At 38.0% G+C, this 17,445-nt stretch carries 15 protein-coding genes; 4 read left to right on the top strand and 11 right to left on the bottom strand.

Annotated elements, in window-relative coordinates; translation table 11 throughout:
- Positions 1-11: 11 nt before the first annotated feature.
- The 3 genes from ACO05G_RS11660 to trpS all read right to left on the bottom strand — a co-directional run bounded on the left by ACO05G_RS11660 (position 12) and on the right by trpS (position 3,813).
- The gene (locus ACO05G_RS11660; RefSeq protein ID WP_348283641.1) at positions 12-1,019 is read right to left on the bottom strand and encodes a calcium/sodium antiporter; all 1,008 of its coding nucleotides are present in this window, start codon (positions 1,017-1,019) and stop codon (positions 12-14) included.
- Between the two features lie 116 nt (positions 1,020-1,135).
- On the bottom strand, positions 1,136-2,845 hold the full coding sequence (locus ACO05G_RS11655) for a phospho-sugar mutase (RefSeq protein WP_421762940.1): 1,710 nt from the start codon (positions 2,843-2,845) through the stop codon (positions 1,136-1,138).
- Complete coding sequence (gene trpS, locus ACO05G_RS11650; protein ID WP_421762939.1) at positions 2,842-3,813, bottom strand: tryptophan--tRNA ligase; 972 nt, start codon at positions 3,811-3,813, stop codon at positions 2,842-2,844. The genes ACO05G_RS11655 and trpS overlap by 4 nt, the downstream gene beginning before the upstream one ends.
- A 77-nt stretch (positions 3,814-3,890) precedes the next feature.
- Between trpS and ACO05G_RS11645 the strand changes: the two genes are divergently transcribed.
- Positions 3,891-4,961 (top strand): DUF1573 domain-containing protein, encoded by a 1,071-nt coding sequence (locus ACO05G_RS11645; protein ID WP_421762938.1) that lies wholly within the window; start codon positions 3,891-3,893, stop codon positions 4,959-4,961.
- Between the two features lie 13 nt (positions 4,962-4,974).
- Here ACO05G_RS11645 and ACO05G_RS11640 read toward each other — a convergent pair whose 3' ends face one another.
- Complete coding sequence (locus tag ACO05G_RS11640; protein ID WP_421762937.1) at positions 4,975-6,804, bottom strand: M1 family metallopeptidase; 1,830 nt, start codon at positions 6,802-6,804, stop codon at positions 4,975-4,977.
- An 81-nt stretch (positions 6,805-6,885) separates the two neighbouring features.
- Between ACO05G_RS11640 and ACO05G_RS11635 the strand changes: the two genes are divergently transcribed.
- The gene (locus ACO05G_RS11635) at positions 6,886-7,008 is read left to right on the top strand and encodes a hypothetical protein (protein WP_348283636.1); all 123 of its coding nucleotides are present in this window, start codon (positions 6,886-6,888) and stop codon (positions 7,006-7,008) included.
- A gap of 2 nt (positions 7,009-7,010) precedes the next feature.
- On the opposite strand, the gene gyrB is transcribed toward ACO05G_RS11635, so the two are convergent.
- Positions 7,011-8,969 (bottom strand): DNA topoisomerase (ATP-hydrolyzing) subunit B, encoded by a 1,959-nt coding sequence (gyrB, locus tag ACO05G_RS11630; RefSeq protein WP_348283635.1) that lies wholly within the window; start codon positions 8,967-8,969, stop codon positions 7,011-7,013.
- Between the two features lie 183 nt (positions 8,970-9,152).
- On the opposite strand from gyrB, the gene ACO05G_RS11625 reads away from it, so the two are divergent.
- Positions 9,153-10,541 carry a leucine-rich repeat domain-containing protein gene (locus tag ACO05G_RS11625; protein WP_421762936.1) on the top strand — a complete coding sequence of 463 codons (1,389 nt, stop codon included), beginning with the start codon at positions 9,153-9,155 and terminating at the stop codon, positions 10,539-10,541.
- 14 nt (positions 10,542-10,555) lie between these two features.
- On the opposite strand, the gene ACO05G_RS11620 is transcribed toward ACO05G_RS11625, so the two are convergent.
- From ACO05G_RS11620 to ACO05G_RS11610, 3 genes are read right to left on the bottom strand one after another with little or no spacing between them, the layout of a single operon-like run.
- Entirely contained in the window at positions 10,556-10,924 is a 369-nt protein-coding gene (locus tag ACO05G_RS11620) for a CoA-binding protein (RefSeq protein ID WP_348283633.1), read from the bottom strand.
- The gene (locus ACO05G_RS11615; protein ID WP_421762935.1) at positions 10,921-12,720 is read right to left on the bottom strand and encodes a toxin-antitoxin system YwqK family antitoxin; all 1,800 of its coding nucleotides are present in this window, start codon (positions 12,718-12,720) and stop codon (positions 10,921-10,923) included. The genes ACO05G_RS11620 and ACO05G_RS11615 overlap by 4 nt, the downstream gene beginning before the upstream one ends.
- 25 nt (positions 12,721-12,745) lie before the next feature.
- A complete protein-coding gene (locus ACO05G_RS11610; protein ID WP_421762934.1) occupies positions 12,746-13,705 on the bottom strand; it encodes a tryptophan 2,3-dioxygenase family protein in 960 nt (319 codons plus the stop codon).
- Between the two features lie 76 nt (positions 13,706-13,781).
- Here ACO05G_RS11610 and ACO05G_RS11605 point away from each other — a divergent pair, with 76 nt between their 5' ends.
- Positions 13,782-14,978, top strand: coding sequence for an acyl-CoA dehydrogenase family protein (locus tag ACO05G_RS11605; RefSeq protein WP_421762933.1), 1,197 nt, complete (start codon positions 13,782-13,784; stop codon positions 14,976-14,978).
- A 68-nt stretch (positions 14,979-15,046) separates the two neighbouring features.
- On the opposite strand, the gene ACO05G_RS11600 is transcribed toward ACO05G_RS11605, so the two are convergent.
- From ACO05G_RS11600 to ACO05G_RS11590, 3 genes are all read right to left on the bottom strand, one after another.
- Positions 15,047-15,283 (bottom strand): hypothetical protein, encoded by a 237-nt coding sequence (locus tag ACO05G_RS11600; RefSeq protein WP_421762932.1) that lies wholly within the window; start codon positions 15,281-15,283, stop codon positions 15,047-15,049.
- 261 nt (positions 15,284-15,544) lie between these two features.
- Positions 15,545-16,000, bottom strand: a complete 456-nt coding sequence (locus ACO05G_RS11595) for a DUF2214 family protein (RefSeq protein WP_421762931.1) — start codon at positions 15,998-16,000, stop codon at positions 15,545-15,547.
- Positions 16,001-16,610: 610 nt separating this feature from the next.
- Entirely contained in the window at positions 16,611-17,423 is an 813-nt protein-coding gene (locus tag ACO05G_RS11590) for a purine-nucleoside phosphorylase (protein ID WP_421762930.1), read from the bottom strand.
- Positions 17,424-17,445: the final 22 nt, after the last annotated feature.

Genomic DNA, 17,445 nt, shown 5'->3' with positions numbered 1-17,445 from the left:
AATCGTTTAATTTAAAAAAATCCTGGAAGGATGTCTTCTCTTACAAACAGGTAGTAGGAATAGGCAATAAACCCGATTATGTAAACCATTCCTTCTGCTCTATCTAGTTTGTACTTATTCAAGGTAAACATGAATATGAACAGCATGAATGTTCCTAACATCACAATATACAAATCTGTATTTAGTGTAGAAGTGTAGACAAGCGGTGCATGTACAAGAGATGTAGCACCTAGGACCAATAATAGATTGAAAATATTGGATCCAACAATATTTCCGACCGCTAAATCTGATTTTTTATGAAATGCTGCAACTGCCGATGTAGCTAGTTCCGGTAATGATGTTCCTGCGGCTAAAATTGTTAATCCAATCATCTTATCACTTACATGATAGAATTTTGCTATTGTCACTGCATTTTCAACTATTAGGTTTCCACCGAAAACTAAACCTACAATTCCCAGCACAATCATAATAGTTGTTTTTAAACTACCATGAATTTCAATATCCTCTACTTCTGCTTCAGGGTTTCTGCTCAGGTTCATAAAAATATAAACCAAAAACAGCACAAACATGACAAGGAGAATGATTCCATCTTTCACATCTAGCGAATTCACATCGCCACCAAAGAAAAGTGTATCATTAACAAGAATAAAGAATATAAATGTTGCTAGTAAAGAGTATGGAACCTCTTTCCAGAGCGCATTTCTTTCAACTGTGAGTGGGTAAATAATACTGGCTATACCCAGAATCAGGAATATGTTAAAAATATTTGATCCAATAATATTTCCGAAAACGACTTCATTGGCTCCACTGCCACCATCTTGTACGGAACCGGAAATGATATTTACGACTAACTCAGGAGCAGAAGTTCCCATAGCTACTACGGTGAGTCCTATAGCAATATCGGATACATTAAAACGTTTGGCTAGTGAAGAAGCTCCATTTACCAGGTAATCAGCTCCTTTGATTAGAAGGATGAAACCTGCGATGACAAGTACAAAATTTAAAGCTACGGTGCTCAATTCAATTTCGGTTAGATTGGTGACTCACTGTTCGGAAAGACGAATTGTTATTATGTCTGTCTAATCTTCGCAAATTAACACTTTTGATTTATTTAATCCAATAATTTGTGATCTCATCACAAATTCAAGTCTTTCAGCAAGTTATGTACTTTATTTTTTAATTTTTCTTCAGTTCTAAAGTAATCATTGCCTTCTAATTCACTCTTGACCGAAAAATAAAATTTAATTTTTGGTTCTGTGCCTGAAGGTCTAACGCTTACTTTAGTACCATCAGCAGTAAGGTATTGAAGCACATTTGATTTTGGAAGATCAACGGGTTCTTTTTTTCCATTTTCATCGATTTTTTGTCCTTCTAAATAATCGATTGTGTTGATAATATGAGAGCCGGCCAATTGGCTAGGTGGATTTTGCCTAAAATTGATCATCATATCTTTGATTTCTTCTGCCCCTTTCAAGCCCTTCTTTGTAATGGATTTGAGTTCTTCGTAGTAGAAACCATGTTTTCCATAAACCTCAATGAGTAAATCAAAGACACTCATTTCTTTATCTTTTGCCCATGCCGTCATTTCAGCGATCATGACACTGCTGGCTACAGCATCTTTGTCACGTACCATTTCTCCAATCATGTATCCGTAGCTTTCTTCCCCACCTCCAATAAATATTTCCTTGCCTTCCTTGCTCCGAATCAGATCAGCGATCCATTTGAAGCCTGTTAGCGTGTCGTAGCAATTGACTTCATACGCTGACGCAATATCACGAATGAGCTCAGTAGTGACAATTGTTTTACCAATATACTCATTGCCTTCTAACCCTTTTTCACTCCATTTTTTTAATAGATAATAGACGAGAAGTGCTCCAGTTTGATTCCCATTAAGAAGTTGGAAATCTCCCTTTGAATTTTTCACAGCTATTCCTACTCTATCTGCATCAGGGTCTGTAGCCATTACAAGATCCGCATCAATGTTTCTTGCTGTTTTCAGTGCTAAGGACATGGCCTCTTGCTCTTCCGGATTCGGATAAACCACCGTTGGAAAGTCTCCGTCCGGTACAGATTGCTCTTCAACGACATGCACATTTTTGAATCCCAATTCTTCTAGGGCTTTGGGCACCATTGTAATTCCAGTTCCGTGAATTGGAGAGAATACAATTTTGAGGTCACTGTGACGCTCAATTTCTTTCTTTGAAAGCGATAACCCGTGGATCATTTGCAAGTAAGCCTTGTCCACATCCTCTCCTATGGTTTGGATAAGTGATGGATTCGAATTGAAATTAATCTCATCGATGGATTGAATTTTTTGAACTTCAGCGATGATGTTTTGATCATGTGGCGGCACTATCTGTCCTCCATCTTCCCAGTAGGCTTTATATCCATTGTATTCTCTAGGGTTGTGTGAGGCCGTAAGGACAACTCCGCCTTGACATCCTAAATATCTAATTGCAAATGATAGTTCTGGAGTAGGTCGAAGGTCTTCGAAAAGAAACACCTTTATACCATTTGCAGAGAAAACGCCTGCTGCAGTTTCTGCAAATAGGCGGCTATTGTTTCGGCTATCGTATGCAATGGCAACCTTTATATCGCTATTAAATTGACTTTTCAAATAATTTGAGAAGCCCTGTGTGGCCATGCCTACCGTGAACTTATTGATACGGTTTGTACCAATCCCCATTATTCCGCGGAGACCACCCGTTCCGAATGCTAAATCATTTTGAAAAGCTTCTTCCAACTCCTCCTGGTTCTCAAGCAATAAAGAAATTTGTTCTCTAGCATCTTGATCCAGATTAGTAGCGGCCAGCCATTCGTTCGCTTTATCTTTTGCTATGCTCATGCAAATCCTAATTTTCTTTTTACTCTTGTTAAAACTTCATTAGCAATCACAGCTGCTTTTTCTTCTCCTTTTTTGAGCTCGTTCTCCAACTCCTCCAGATTATTCATATAGTAGTCATATTTTTCACGCTCAGAGCTAAACTTATCTCTTAGTAATTCAAATAGCTCTTGTTTGGCGTGACCATAACCATAATTTCCCCCCAGATATTTCTGTCTCATGACGGCCACTTGATCTTTTGAAGCCAATAGCTTATAGATTGCAAATACATGACAAGTATCCGGATTTTTAGGTTCTTCAAGCGGGGTGCTGTCAGTAACAATTTGCATTACATTTTTTCTAAGCTTTTTTTCAGGTAGGAACACATCAATGATATTCCCATAGCTTTTGCTCATTTTTTGTCCGTCGGTACCTGGGATAGTCATCACGTTATCGTCAATCAATGCTTCGGGAACTGTGAATGTTTCCCCAAACTGATGATTAAATGATGATGCCATATCACGTGTCATTTCAAGGTGTTGCCTTTGATCTTTTCCTACTGGTACAAAATTGGCATCATATAGTAAAATGTCAGAGGCCATCAATACGGGGTAATCGAAAAGTCCGGCGTTTACATCAGCTAACCTATCTGCCTTATCCTTGAAAGAATGAGCATTTGCAAGCATTGGAAAGGGGGTGAAGCAATTTAAGTACCAGGTTAGCTCACAGCAGGCCGGAACCCTTGATTGTCGATAGAATGTATTCACAGAAGTATCGAAACCACACGCTAACCAGGCTGCTGCTACAGCATTTGTATTTTCAATTCGTAGATTTGCATCTTTAATGGTGGTAAGTGAGTGCAGGTCTGCTATAAAGAAAAAGGATTCATTGTCTTTCTTTTTAGATAATTCAATAGCTGGAATAATTGCTCCTAAGAGATTACCTAAGTGGGGTTTACCAGAACTTTGTATACCTGTTAGTATTCTTGCCATTCGTTCACAATTTTGTGCAAACCTATATAATTTGGGGCTTGTATTTTGAGGGCTATCTTGTAAAATATAATTTGAAAATGAAACTACTATTATCTACAGTCTCTGTGCTATTTCTTTTATCTGCTCAGGCACAACCGAATCTTTCATTCGAGATAACTGATTATAATTTTGGTGAGTTAAATGAGGAGGGGGGCTTTGCAGAATACACTTTTAAGTTTGTTAATAGTGGAGATGTGCCAATTAAGGTTACCGCAGTGAAGGCTTCTTGTGGGTGCACCACCCCTGGATGGACGAAAGAGGAAGTCATGCCTGGTGATTCGGGTTACGTAAAAGCAAAATATAATCCAAGAAATCGACCTGGACGTTTCAGGAAATCTCTAAGAGTAAGCACAACTCACGGACCCTCTAATCAGACATTATACATCTCAGGTTTTGTCAAACCAAAACCTAAAACTCCCGAGCAGGAGTTCCCAATTCTGGCGGGAGATTTGAGATTGAAATATCGTGGGTTAAATATGGGGAAGATCACAACAGAGAGGCCTGTGGAAAAATCATTTGACGTGTTCAACTACTCTGACACCATCGTTTCCCTTAATTCACTAAGTATTAGTCTACCAGAGCACATTACAGTATCACTGGTTCAGGAGTTCCTTAACCCCAGAGAAGTTGGTCAAATGATTGTGACTTACGATCCAATCAAAAAAGGAGACTATGGATATGTAAGTGACATGATTGAATTGACAGATAACTCTGAGGAATCCCTTTCAGTCATTGCGGTAATTGAAGAGTACTTCCCTGAAATGACTGCTGAAGAGCTTGACAATGCTGCAAAGTTGGAAATCATTGATAGATCTTATGACCTTGGAAAGGTCACAGCTGGAGAAAAATTGGAAATTGAGTTTGAATTAAAGAATGTCGGAAATGAAAAACTTTATTTCCGGACCATTAAATCAAATTGTGGCTGCATAACGTATGAAGTAAAAAATAAAGGCATCAAAAAAGGAAAAAGCCAAATGCTTAAAGTCTTTTTTGATACCTCTGATATGCGTGGTAATCAATATAAGTCAATCACGATTTATTCAAATGATCCCGTAGCTCCGACTCAGATAATTACAATTAAAGGTAATGTAAGTAGAGCAGAGAATTAAATTAAGGAGGGGATTAGTTCTCCCATTTATTATTTTCTCGCCTTACATCAGCCATATATCCATCAGGATCAATTTCTATTGAACTGATGTTTTCTTTAGATGAATCTACTGTGAACTCGTAGTACCTGTGAGTCCATGACCAATCCGGCAGTATAATTCGTTCAAGATCTGTTTCATTGGATTTTTCGCCTCTCATTATTCCTAGAGGAGCATAGTAAATTTTCTTTGTTCCATCTGAAAAAGTAACAAGAACATCCATTGGCATTGGCATCATACCTTCTCTTTTCAGCATAACGACTGTGTTGTCATCCTCTTCTCTTACCTCATTAATACCATAATCAATGGTGTGGGTAGTATTGAGCCAGTAGTCCAAATACCAATCTAATTCCAATCCGGATTCTTTTTCAAAAACCCTGATCCAGTCGTTGGCATCAGGATGCTTAAATCTCCACTGGTAATAGTATTTTTTCAGGGCTCGTGCAGTAGCTTCTTTTCCTATTAAGTAATTCATCTGCGCAAGTGCAATTGCGCCCTTGTAGTAAGAGCCTAATCCATAGGCAGAATTTGTATTAAAATGATCAGAATGAGTACTTAATGGTTCTTCTTTGCCTGATTGAGTCAAATAAACATAAGTTTTAAAATTCCTTGCCTGCGTGCGATCTGATCTATCAAATATGTGTGATGTAGTTTCAGCTGTTGCGTAGGTCGTGAAGCCTTCATCCATCCATGCATAGTAGCTCTCATTTGTAGCTAATAATCCTTGATACCAACTATGAAGTGCCTCATGAACAGTGACACCTACAAGGCTTTGAAGATTGCGATGGCCAGTAATAAGGGTAGCCATTGGGTACTCCATACCTCCATCACCACCCTGAATAACTGAATAGTGGGGGTAGGGGTATTCACCAAAATTCTCTTCTATGTATTCAAAAGCCTTGACTGCAAGATCTGGAAGCTCTTTCCATGCTTCAGTTTTTTCACCCTCCTGATAAAAGAAATGTAGTTCAGGCCCATTCTTAACAGTGGCAATTTTGTGTATATAGTCTGGGTCTGCAGCCCAAACAAAGTCATGAACTTTTTCGGCTTTAAATTTCCAGGTTAGGCTTTTTCCCTTTCTTTTAACTTTAACGCCCTCATCCTCATAACCGTATCCGATTTCATTTGGATTCTGTAAAACACCAGTTGCCGCAATCACATAATTTTTGTCGATGGTTAAGTTCACTTCAAAGTCACCCCAAGGGGCATAGAACTCTCTTCCTATGTAAGGATGCGCATGCCAACCCTTTTCATCATACTCCGCTATTTTCGGATACCATTGCGCCATGCTGTAGTCAATTCCTTCTGCATTATCTCGCCCACTTCTTCTGATTTGAATAGGCACCTGGCTTTGAAAATTCATATTTAAAACGGTTGCGGAACCCGGAATCAAAGGCTCTGCTAGCTTGACCTCAAGCACCGTGCCTTCAATATTATAAGCGAGGGCTACACCATCCTGATTCAAAGATTCAATCTTATGCCATCCAATCTCTGAATCATTCAATTTTGAAATACGATCGCCAACCCTTCCATCTGGATCTTCAATAGTCCTACTTCGTGTATCCATCATGCTATTTGGCTGAAAAGCATTAAAATAAAGGTGATAGAATACCTTCGTTAAGGTATCCGGACTATTGTTGAAATACTTCAATGATTGAGTGCCATTATATTGGTGGTTATCTACATTGAAATCAATGTCCATTTTATATTCCACTCTCTGTTGCCAATAGCCTTGGGAGAAGGAAAATGACCCGTAACAACCAAATAATAGCAGGCAAAAGACTTTATAAGTAAAATTATATTTCATAATTGAAAATTAGTTTAACATTTTAGCACCTCTTTGGTTAATTAAATCGTATATTGTTTTCAATCAATTAACCTGAAGAGTATGGAAAAAATTTTAGACTTTTTTCTTCTGATCATATTTGCTTTCGGTTCTGCTATCCTTTTCACATTTGCTGTGATATGGAAGTTTCTTCAAGCGATGTATCAGATTATTTTATCTAAATAACACTAAACGTCAACTTTAGCGTATTTGGCATTTTTCTCGATGAACTCCCTTCGAGGAGCTACCTCATCTCCCATAAGCATAGAGAACAAATGATCTGCCTCTGCAGCAGATTCTATCGTTACTCGCTTTAAACTTCTATGGGCAGGATCCATTGTGGTTGTCCATAGTTGATCGGGATTCATTTCCCCCAATCCTTTATACCTCTGAACATTTACAGCATCCTCCTTACCATTAGGAGCTACTTCTTTTATAACTCGTACTCGATCGTCTTCGGACCATGCATACTTTTCCGACTTTCCTTTTTTGATAAGGTAAAGGGGAGGTAATGCAATATATAAGTATCCACTTTCGATCAATGATCGCATATACCTAAAGAAAAAGGTCAAAATTAAAGTTCGAATGTGACTTCCGTCAATATCCGCATCGGTCATAATTATGATCTTATGATATCGAAGCTTCTCCATGTTAAGTGCTTTCTCATCTTCTTCGGTACCAAAAGAAACACCCAATGCAGTGATCATGTTCTTGATCTCCTCATTGTCATAGATCTTATGCTCTTGAGCCTTTTCCACATTAAGGATTTTACCTCTTAACGGAAGAATGGCTTGAAATTTCCGATCTCTACCTTGCTTAGCAGAACCGCCGGCTGAGTCTCCCTCAACTAGATATAACTCGCATACTGATGGATCCTTATCAGAGCAATCTGCTAATTTACCTGGTAAACCAGTCCCGGACAGTACATTTTTACGCTGCACCATTTCACGTGCCTTCCTAGCAGCGTGTCTGGCTTGAGCAGCCACTATAACTTTGGAAACGATTTGCTTGGCTTCTTTTGGATGCTCTTCTAAGTATTCATTCAGGATTTCACTCACACACGTATCTACCGCACCCATTACGTCAGAGTTACCAAGTTTTGTTTTTGTCTGACCTTCAAATTGAGGTTCAGCAACCTTGACCGAAATAACTGCCGTTAATCCTTCCCTGAAATCATCACCGGCTATCTCTACTTTTACTTTATCCAGAAGGCCTGATTTATCAGCATAGCTCTTTAATGTCCGGGTAAGTGCTCTCCTGAAACCTGAAACGTGCGTCCCACCCTCAATCGTATTAATGTTATTCACATAGGATACGACGTTTTCAGAATATGAGGTGTTGTAGCTAAGTGCAACCTCTACTGGAACAGTTCCCTTTTCACTAACCATATAGATCGGATCTGGAATCAGATTTTCCCGGGTCGAATCTAGATAGGAGACGAATTCAGAAAGCCCTCCTTCAGAGAAGAATGTTTCCTTTAGTGGTTCATCTGATTCATCAAGATCCCGATGATCGATCATGTGAATGGTGATTCCGGCGTTCAAGAATGAAAGTTCTCTCAATCTGGAAGCGATGGTTTCCGAATTATATTTATTGGCACTGAAAATATCCATGTCCGGTTGGAAATGAATGATCGTACCACTAATATCTGTTTTCCCTATTTCTTTGACAGGCTCTTGTGGTACACCTATCCTGTATTCCTGCTGATAGATCTTACCGTTTCGATGAACCGTCGCTGTTAGCTTGGATGATAAGGCATTGACACAGGAAACACCCACTCCATGAAGTCCACCGGAGACTTTATAGGTATCCTTATCGAACTTACCCCCCGCGTGAAGTACAGTCATTACCACTTCTAAGGCACTTCTGTTTTCTTTTTTATGGATGTCGGTTGGAATACCTCGCCCATTATCCGTTACGGTAATCGATTCATCTTTATTGATCTCTACGGTAATGGTATCACAGTGTCCCGCTAAAGCTTCGTCAATGGAGTTATCGACGACCTCCCATACCATGTGATGTAGTCCTTTTAGTCCTATATCACCAATGTACATTGCGGGTCTTTTACGTACTGCCTCCAGGCCTTCTAATACCTGGATATTACTAGCAGAGTAATCCCCTTTTTTGTTTTGCTTATTTTCTTCCATGTGCAGTGATTATAAACTCAATAAAGAGCTAAAATTGAATGATTTTGCAATTTTTTTAAGTCGCTCTTTTTAGTTTAGAATGTAGTCATTTTCAATCCTCAAAAGTACTAAAATTATCTCGATTTGGCGAGGTTTTTGATGGTTTAAATCGACCTTTAAAACCATTCTTAAACCTAACCTGTAATGCGAGTAAAAAACTGTCTGTTAATTCTATTTTTCTGTGTTCATGGCCTTTCTCTTTTTCCACAAGATTCTGCAAGAACATTTGAGCAAAATGAGAAGGATAGCATAGCTAATGATAGCAGAAGGCAATATGAAGAAAGATTAAAATTTTTGGAGGAGATTAGGAGGAGGAGAGAAAAAGATCCAATAAGATTTGATGATTCTGTGTCAAGGATTAAAGAATTGAGTAGGTATGAGGAAGCGACTCAACGAATAGAAAAGTATAAACTATCCGATATTTCTACACTAAAAGAGATCGATCTAACTGGTGCCAGACTGGAAAAAGTACCTGAATGGATATATAGTGCTCATAAATTAGAAGTATTTATTCTCGATCATAACAAGATATCAAAGCTCCCAAAAAGGCTAAAGGAGTTACCTAATCTAAAACGGATCTACTGGAGGTTTAATGATCTAAGTAAAAGCAAAGTCAAAATCAGCAAATTACCAAAGGTTGAGAAGCTAGATTTAACAGGGAATGGTTTAAGCAAATTACCCCGTCTACATCACTTGAATGAATTGAATGAGCTCGTTTTAGAGGATAATCAGTTTACTAAACTTCCTACATGGAAAGGAAGGCGCTTAAAGAATCTAGAGGAGTTGGATGTATCTAAAAATCCATTAAAACTCGATAAGAGATGGTATGGCCTTATTGATCATGTAGAAATCCTTAGGTTAAATAAATGTCAAATTGATGAAATACACCCTACGCTGTATAAGATGAGCGGACTAAAACAGTTACTTATTCAGGTGAATGAACTGGAGGAAATCCCAGAAGGTATCTCGTCTCTTAAATTTTTAAATAAACTTTCGTTTTATAAAAATAGTATTTCTACACTGCCTCCGGATCTTTTTGAGTTGAGAGGTTTGCAGGTAATTGATCTCTATTATAATGAATTGGAATTCCTTCCACCAGCTATTTCAAACCTCGAAAATCTAGAAATTCTTTATCTATCGTTTAATAAACTATATGATATCCCAGCTGAGATAGGTGAATTAGCCAATCTTAAAGAGCTATATATTCATCACAATAGATTGAGTCAAATTCCTTCAGAATATGCCCAATTAAAAAAACTTGAGGTGTTTCATATACAAGACAATTACATACCTGCATTTCCAAATCAAGTATTTAAGATGACTAGTTTGATAGATCTGGATATTTCAGACACAGAGATCAAGTCTATACCAATGGAACTTACGGATCTTAAATTGAAGAATTTTTATTGGAGAAATCTGGATATCAACTTGAACGACATCAGACAAATCGAGACCAGGAGGACATTGGTGGAATTGATGAAAAATAAAACAAATATTGTTCCGAGAATATCAATTAGAGAAACAACAAATTAATTTTTCAACCAGGTTTAGTATAGTTGATTAGACAGCATAACGAGCGTACAGGCATTTAAGGTTTCAATTCCCTTTTCCCTGGCTCTGTTTGCGAGTTGTGAATTTTCAGCTCCGGGGTTAAATATGATTCTTTTTGGATTCAGGGAAATAATATAGTCTTCCCATTCTGCCTGATTTTTTGGTCCGATATACATTGTCACAGTATGTATCCCCTCCACAACCGGCTTGTCCCTTAGATTGAGTATTTCAACACCAAAAACTTCACCTTTCTTAATTCCAATAGGAACAATTTCATAGTTTTTTGCTGTGAGCCTTTCGGCAGCAAGAAAGGCATACCGATTAGGGTTGGTTGTAGCCCCCAAGATTGCTGTTTTTTTGGTCATTGAGTTTTGCTTTTACTCTTTGTAGCAGCATAACCTAAATTGATGCCAAAGAAGATTGGAAAGTGAACTGAAGATTTTATTTCCTGATCGAAGTAATTATCCAAAACTTGAGAAGTTTCATACTGTTTTTGAAAGGAGCGAGCTGAAATCCCTGCCCCTAAGAACACATCAATGGTAAAGCCTGAAGTTCCAACATCTTTCATCCACCTATTGCCAATTAATAAACCATATCCGTAAGATGTTTCAACCAAATTCCCAAACAGACGAGGTTGTTGTATAATGAGCGTGTCTGTGTGATTTACCTGATTATTTTGATATTTGAAATTCACTTCGTGCCCAAAATAAAACATTCCAAATTTTGAATCTGAATGATAAAATTTTTGCCGTAGATGAACTTGCGCTCCTCTTCTGTAAATTTTGTAATCTCCAATGTCTTTATCAGCGGTAAAAAAGGGGGATCGACGCATATCAAATTGCAATTCATAGCCTAATCGTTCTTGAATGTAATATTCTATTGCAATAGGAAGCTGATCATCAATTAACCAAAACGGGTTACTCGCAATAATGAAGCTCTTATATTCATTCACTCGTGGTAAGAAATACCTCAATCCCCTTTTTTCTGGGTGATAATTAGGCTTATCAATGGACTCTTTTTCAGATTGATCACTGGAAACTCTAGTTTTAAAAATAGGTTTTTCGCTCTCGTAGATCGGATGATAAGTGCCTGCAACAGACCCATCCGGATTATACAAAGTCCACTCTCCAACACGTTTATCATCTTGTATTTGGCCTTTCATCTTAACAGTCCCATCCGGATAATACCCGATATACTCACCTGTTCCATCGCTCATGTTTGCCTCACCCTCTAAATGCCCAAGATCACTGTAATAGTACCATGTACCTGATTTTTTACCGTCCGAAATAGTTCCTTTCGATTTTTGATTCCCGCTTGGGTAATATTCGCTAAACTCTCCATTCCCAACGTCGTATTGAGCTTCGCCTAACAACTCACCCGTCGGATAAAACAACTTCCAATATCCATCTTTTTTGTCGTTTATAATGCTACCTGACTGACTGATTTTTCCATTTTCATGATAATACTGCCAATCTCCATGACGCTCACCTTTCTGATAATTTCCGATTGCGGCTAATGTTCCATTTTTATGAAAATACTCCCATTCACCACTTTTTAGTCCTTTTTTGAATTTACCAATAGCCTCAATTTCTCCACTTTCATAGTAGTAGATCCATTCACCTTCACTCTTTTCATTCACATTCTGGCCTTCCATTCTTCTGGTTCCAGATGGATAAAACTCAACATATTTCCCTGATTTGTTTTCGATTATTGCTTGAGCTTTTATTGACCCATCTTCATAGTAGTAATTCCATATTCCATCTTTTCTATTATTGAGATAATTGCCGTTGCTCTTTTCACCATCATTTTCATAATAAAACTGCCAGGCACCTTCTTTAGAGTTACCCTTCAGGAACCCTTCTGATTTAATATTCCCATTTTCATAATAGTATTTCCAAATTCCAAAAGGCTCCCCATTTTTAAATTTTCCTTCAGCTTTTTTTCTGCCATTTTCATAATAATAGCTCCAGACACTGTCGGGAAGGTTTTTGTTGTACCATCCAAAGGCTTTTAGCGAACCATTTAGATAAAAGGACTCATAAGACCCTTCCAGCGTTGAATCGAGCGATGAGAAGTGATAGACCTCACTGATTTGCGTGCTGTCAGCATCATAAAAATTCTTAACCTGCTGGATTTGCGAAATTGCTAGCTGGGATATCAATATTAAACCTATATATGTGCAGAATCTAAGCATGCGGATTTTCGAGTGCTCTTTTAAATTTCTGTCCCCATTCTTTCATTTCCTCAATAGTCCAGAGTTCAGGGTAGAATATAATCCTTTGCCGTCTCGGCGGAAGGTATTTTTGCCAATTTGTACCCCCTGAGGCCTTAATAACATCAGGATCCCTTTGTAGATATCGAGTAGCTGATTTTAGATGCTGCAGTGGCCAATCAACGTTAGCCTTTTGATCCAGTTTTTTCATCTCACGGATTATATCTTCATTATCATGATAATGCTCTTTGTATTTCCTAAGGATATTGCATGATGCTAATCGAGTTCCTAAATCAATAAACTCTTTGCCGTATTTAGCTTCAAATTGCTTCAGGGTTAGTGTTTTTTTGCCTGTAGCGAGTTCAGTTGCACCCGCTTTCCAATAGAGAAATTCATAAAGTTTTGAGATATCTTTTTCTTCGGCTAATTCATCTCTTTTTTCAGCATTGACCAGATTCTTAAAGTCGGTTGAGAAAATTTCAAGTTTTCTATATTGGGCCGATTGGAAACCGCTTGCCGGCAGTAAAGCCATCCTAAAAGCTAAAAACTGATCCTGATCCATTCCATCTGTCATGACGTCAAAAGAGTCGATTAAATGATCGAGGTATCTATTTATCCGTTTTAGTCGCTTAATAAAGGTCTTTTCTCCGATAGGGTCTGTGAAGACAATTTGCTCCATCTCGTTTAAGATCAGACGAAAGTACAATTCTGTCACCTGGTGGTATAAGATGAAGATTTTTTCATCAGGGATAGCTGTTCGTGGACTTTGTAAGCTTAGTAAAGTATCCAAATGAATATAATCCCAATAGGTTAGGTAGTCTGAGTAAAGAAGACCATCTAAATAGCTAGATAAGTCTTGCCCCATCACCTCATATTTTTCTTCTAATTTGGTGAGTTGATGAAGAATTTTTTCATCGATCTTCTTTTCGCTCATTGTTGTTGTTTTAGTTGAGTTTTAAGGTTGTAAATTTGGCGGAAATTTTAACAACAGACTAAAATCTATCCCTCTGATGAGTGCAGAAAAGAGAAACTTTGTAGATGAATTCGAATCACCAGATTTTTATGCCCTGGATGACTTGCTTACCGATGAGCATAAACTAATCCGTTCCTCAGTTAGGGACTTTGTTAAAAAGGAAATTACCCCGTACATCGAAGGGTGGGCGGAGAAAAATCATTTTCCAGAGGAAATTGTTAAGAAATTTGGAGAAGTTGGTGCGTTTGGTCCCACTGTGCCAGCTGAATATGGAGGTGGCGGACTGGACTATATTTCATATGGGCTAATCATGCAGGAAGTAGAGCGTGGAGATTCAGGTATGCGATCTACAGCATCTGTTCAAGGATCGTTAGTGATGTATCCGATCTATGCTTATGGTTCGGAAGAACAAAGAAAAAAATATCTTCCAAAGCTGGCTTCTGGAGAAATGCTTGGCTGTTTTGGTTTAACTGAACCCAATCACGGTTCCAATCCAAGTGGTATGGAAACCCATTTTAAAGACATGGGAGATCATTACCTGCTTAACGGAGCTAAAATGTGGATTTCTAATTCTCCAAAAGCTGATATTGCAGTGGTTTGGGCAAAGAATGAAGAAGGTAGAATTCATGGGCTAATAGTGGAACGTGGCTTGGAAGGCTTTAGTACGCCTGAAACGCACGGTAAATGGTCTTTACGTGCCTCATGTACAGGTGAACTGGTATTTAGCGATGTGAAAGTTCCGAAAGAGAACCTGCTACCAGGTAAAAACGGGCTAGGAGCCCCAATGGGATGTTTGGATAAAGCCAGATATGGGATAGCATGGGGAGCTATAGGTGCTGCAATGGATTGCTATGATTCAGCAAAACGATATTCATTGGAAAGGGAGCAATTTGGAAAGCCAATAGGGTCTTTTCAGTTGATTCAAAAGAAACTTGCAGAGATGTTGACTGAGATCACCAAAGCACAGCTCCTTAACTGGAAACTGGGTAAAATGATGGAAGAAGGAAAGGCCACAACATCACAGATATCCATGGCGAAAAGAAATAGTGTAGAGATCGCTTTGAATATTGCCAGAGAGGCAAGACAGATACACGGAGGAATGGGAATCACTGGGGAATATCCAATGATGCGTCACATGATGAATTTAGAGTCTGTTGTAACTTATGAAGGGACTCATGATATTCACCTACTGATTTTAGGTGCAGAGATTACTGGGATTCCTGCATTCAAATAATGAAAAGAAAGCGCCCACTTTTGGGAAGTGTGGCGCTTTACAACCTACTCTACTACTACAAATTCTTACTACGCATTTCGCCATCCATAAGGATTAATATCCGCGGTGGACAATTGTGCATTTATTTGATCAGAAGCTACATCCAGAACGCACTGCATACTGAGTTCGTCCCACACTAGTTTCTTAACATCTTGTTTAAATCTATTCTCATCACCATCAAATTGAATTTTGATTAAATCCAACCTTCCTGCTGCGGCGACCACCTCTGAAGGTTTACTCTTATAGATTATGGTATATTCTTTCATCGGATGAAATTTATGTTAAAACCTCGCACGATCAGAATTGTTTGATTGCTAGCTATTTATGGAATATATCTAGTTGAGAAAGCGAATTCTTTATTGCCTGTCTGACGTCTACTTCTAAAGATGATGACTCGTTAGTTCCAGTACCCTGATTTATGTTGGAATCGTCTTTAAAACACTAGGTTAAGCAGATCGTAGTGATAAATGCAGATTAACCCGTTCGAGAAATATTTATGCATTTGGAAGCTAATCTGTTCGAATTGATTATTTAATATCTATTCCATTCGCCATCAATTCAGCAAAAAGTGGAATTAGCGCCATTAAGATTAGTTCAGCGATTACAAAAATTCGCATTTTATCCACATTTCTTAATTGAATATTGGCAGGGGGAGAATGTTTATTTTGCTTTTTAGCTCGACTTATCATGACTGTTGGATAAATGGACAAAAGTCCAACTATCGTAAAAAGGGATATTTTTATAATGAAAAATGAGTTGGCTAGGTAGTAGCTTGAGCCTTTGCCAAGTAAAAACCAATTAAGTAATCCTGTTCCTACTACCATGATAGCAGATATACCATAGATTCCATCTATAAAGCCCAGTTGCCTTAAAGTTTTCCACGAAACTTGCTCGCTTATCAAAACTATCTGGCAAAATAATGAACTAAAGATGGTTACTATGAAAAGTATGTGAAAATAGGTATTCAGGGATAAACCTAACATGCTTTAGTTACGAATAACAAGTCTCCATTGTTTAAAAAAGGTCTGATCAATCTCAATTATTCATCAAGCGATCAGACCAACCAACTATCCTTAAGATAGCTTTTTCAACAACCTCAGTTATCTGTTTTTTAACCAATTTGAGCCCTAGATTAATTACTTTTTTGATAATAGCAGCTTGATAATCTGATAATTTTAAAAAAATACCCTATTCAGGGTAGCGTTATCAGCAAAATTTTATCAATTGATAAGAAAAATACCATTTTTAGGGTATTTATTTTGGTGTATGGTGTGGGTAGATTAGCTGTCTAATAAACCTTGACTATGCAACTCACCACAACTTGCTTTTTAGTATTACTCTTTTCATATGGTACGAGATTCAAAATGCACCACCAGATTAAAGTAGATTCAAAATCAACGAATCAAGAAACGATAATTGATATGGATGACTATTGGCCTTTTAAGTCTACATTAGAAAAAGGAGATCCCTATTTATCTGAGATATTTCTAAGCCAGCCCCCTAAGCATAATTTTAAAAGAAACGAAAAGGCAATGATTTCATCAATGGCCTCTATTTTTTAGAAATCAACATTTTTTGACTTGAAGCTTATTTTTACGTTGTTGACAGCAATTTCTTAATTAAAATAACCATGTCTTTTTCGGCGGTTTTGGCTGTAGCAATAATATCTTCAATGTCAATAGGCTCCAGGTTATCAGGATCACAATAGTCAGTCAAAACAGATATAGCAGATACTGGCAACCCCATTTGGTTTGCTGCGATTACTTCTGGAACTGTGCTCATGCCTACAACATCCGCACCGATCATTCGCAAAAATCGATACTCAGCCTTAGTTTCTAAGCTTGGACCTACCACAGATACATACACGCCCCTATTGAGTTTAATATTTTCTTCTTTAGCGATTTTGATTAGACTGTCGTTCATCTGTGAATTGTAGGGCTGGCTCATATCTGTAAATACCTGACCAAAAGCGTTTGCTTCATACCCTCTAAGTGGATTGTCAGGCTGAAGATTTATATGGTCTTCAATTAGCATTAACTCACCTTTATTCCATTCCAGATTCATACAGCCACCCGCATTGGATATTATCATTTTTTTTATTCCTAATTCTTTCATTACCCGAACTGGGAAAACGACCTGCTGCATGCTATGTCCTTCGTAGTAATGAAATCTACCTTGCATGGCTACTACCTTTTTTCCTCCCAGATTACCGTACAATAACTTACCCTTATGAAATTCAACGGTGGCGATAGGAAAGTGAGGAATATTCGCATAGACAAATTCTTTTTCAACTTCAATATCCTCTGCCAAGGCTCCCAGACCTGTTCCTAGAATAATGCCAACCTCAGGATTTTCAAATCCTTTCTCTTTTAAAAACTTTACTGCTGCACCTACTTTTTCAATCATTTGCATATTCTACCTGTTTGAA

Origin of the sequence: Ekhidna sp. (assembly GCF_965227465.1) — a bacterium.
Taxonomy (GTDB): domain Bacteria; phylum Bacteroidota; class Bacteroidia; order Cytophagales; family Cyclobacteriaceae; genus Ekhidna.
This window is presented reverse-complemented; position numbering and strand designations above follow the sequence as displayed.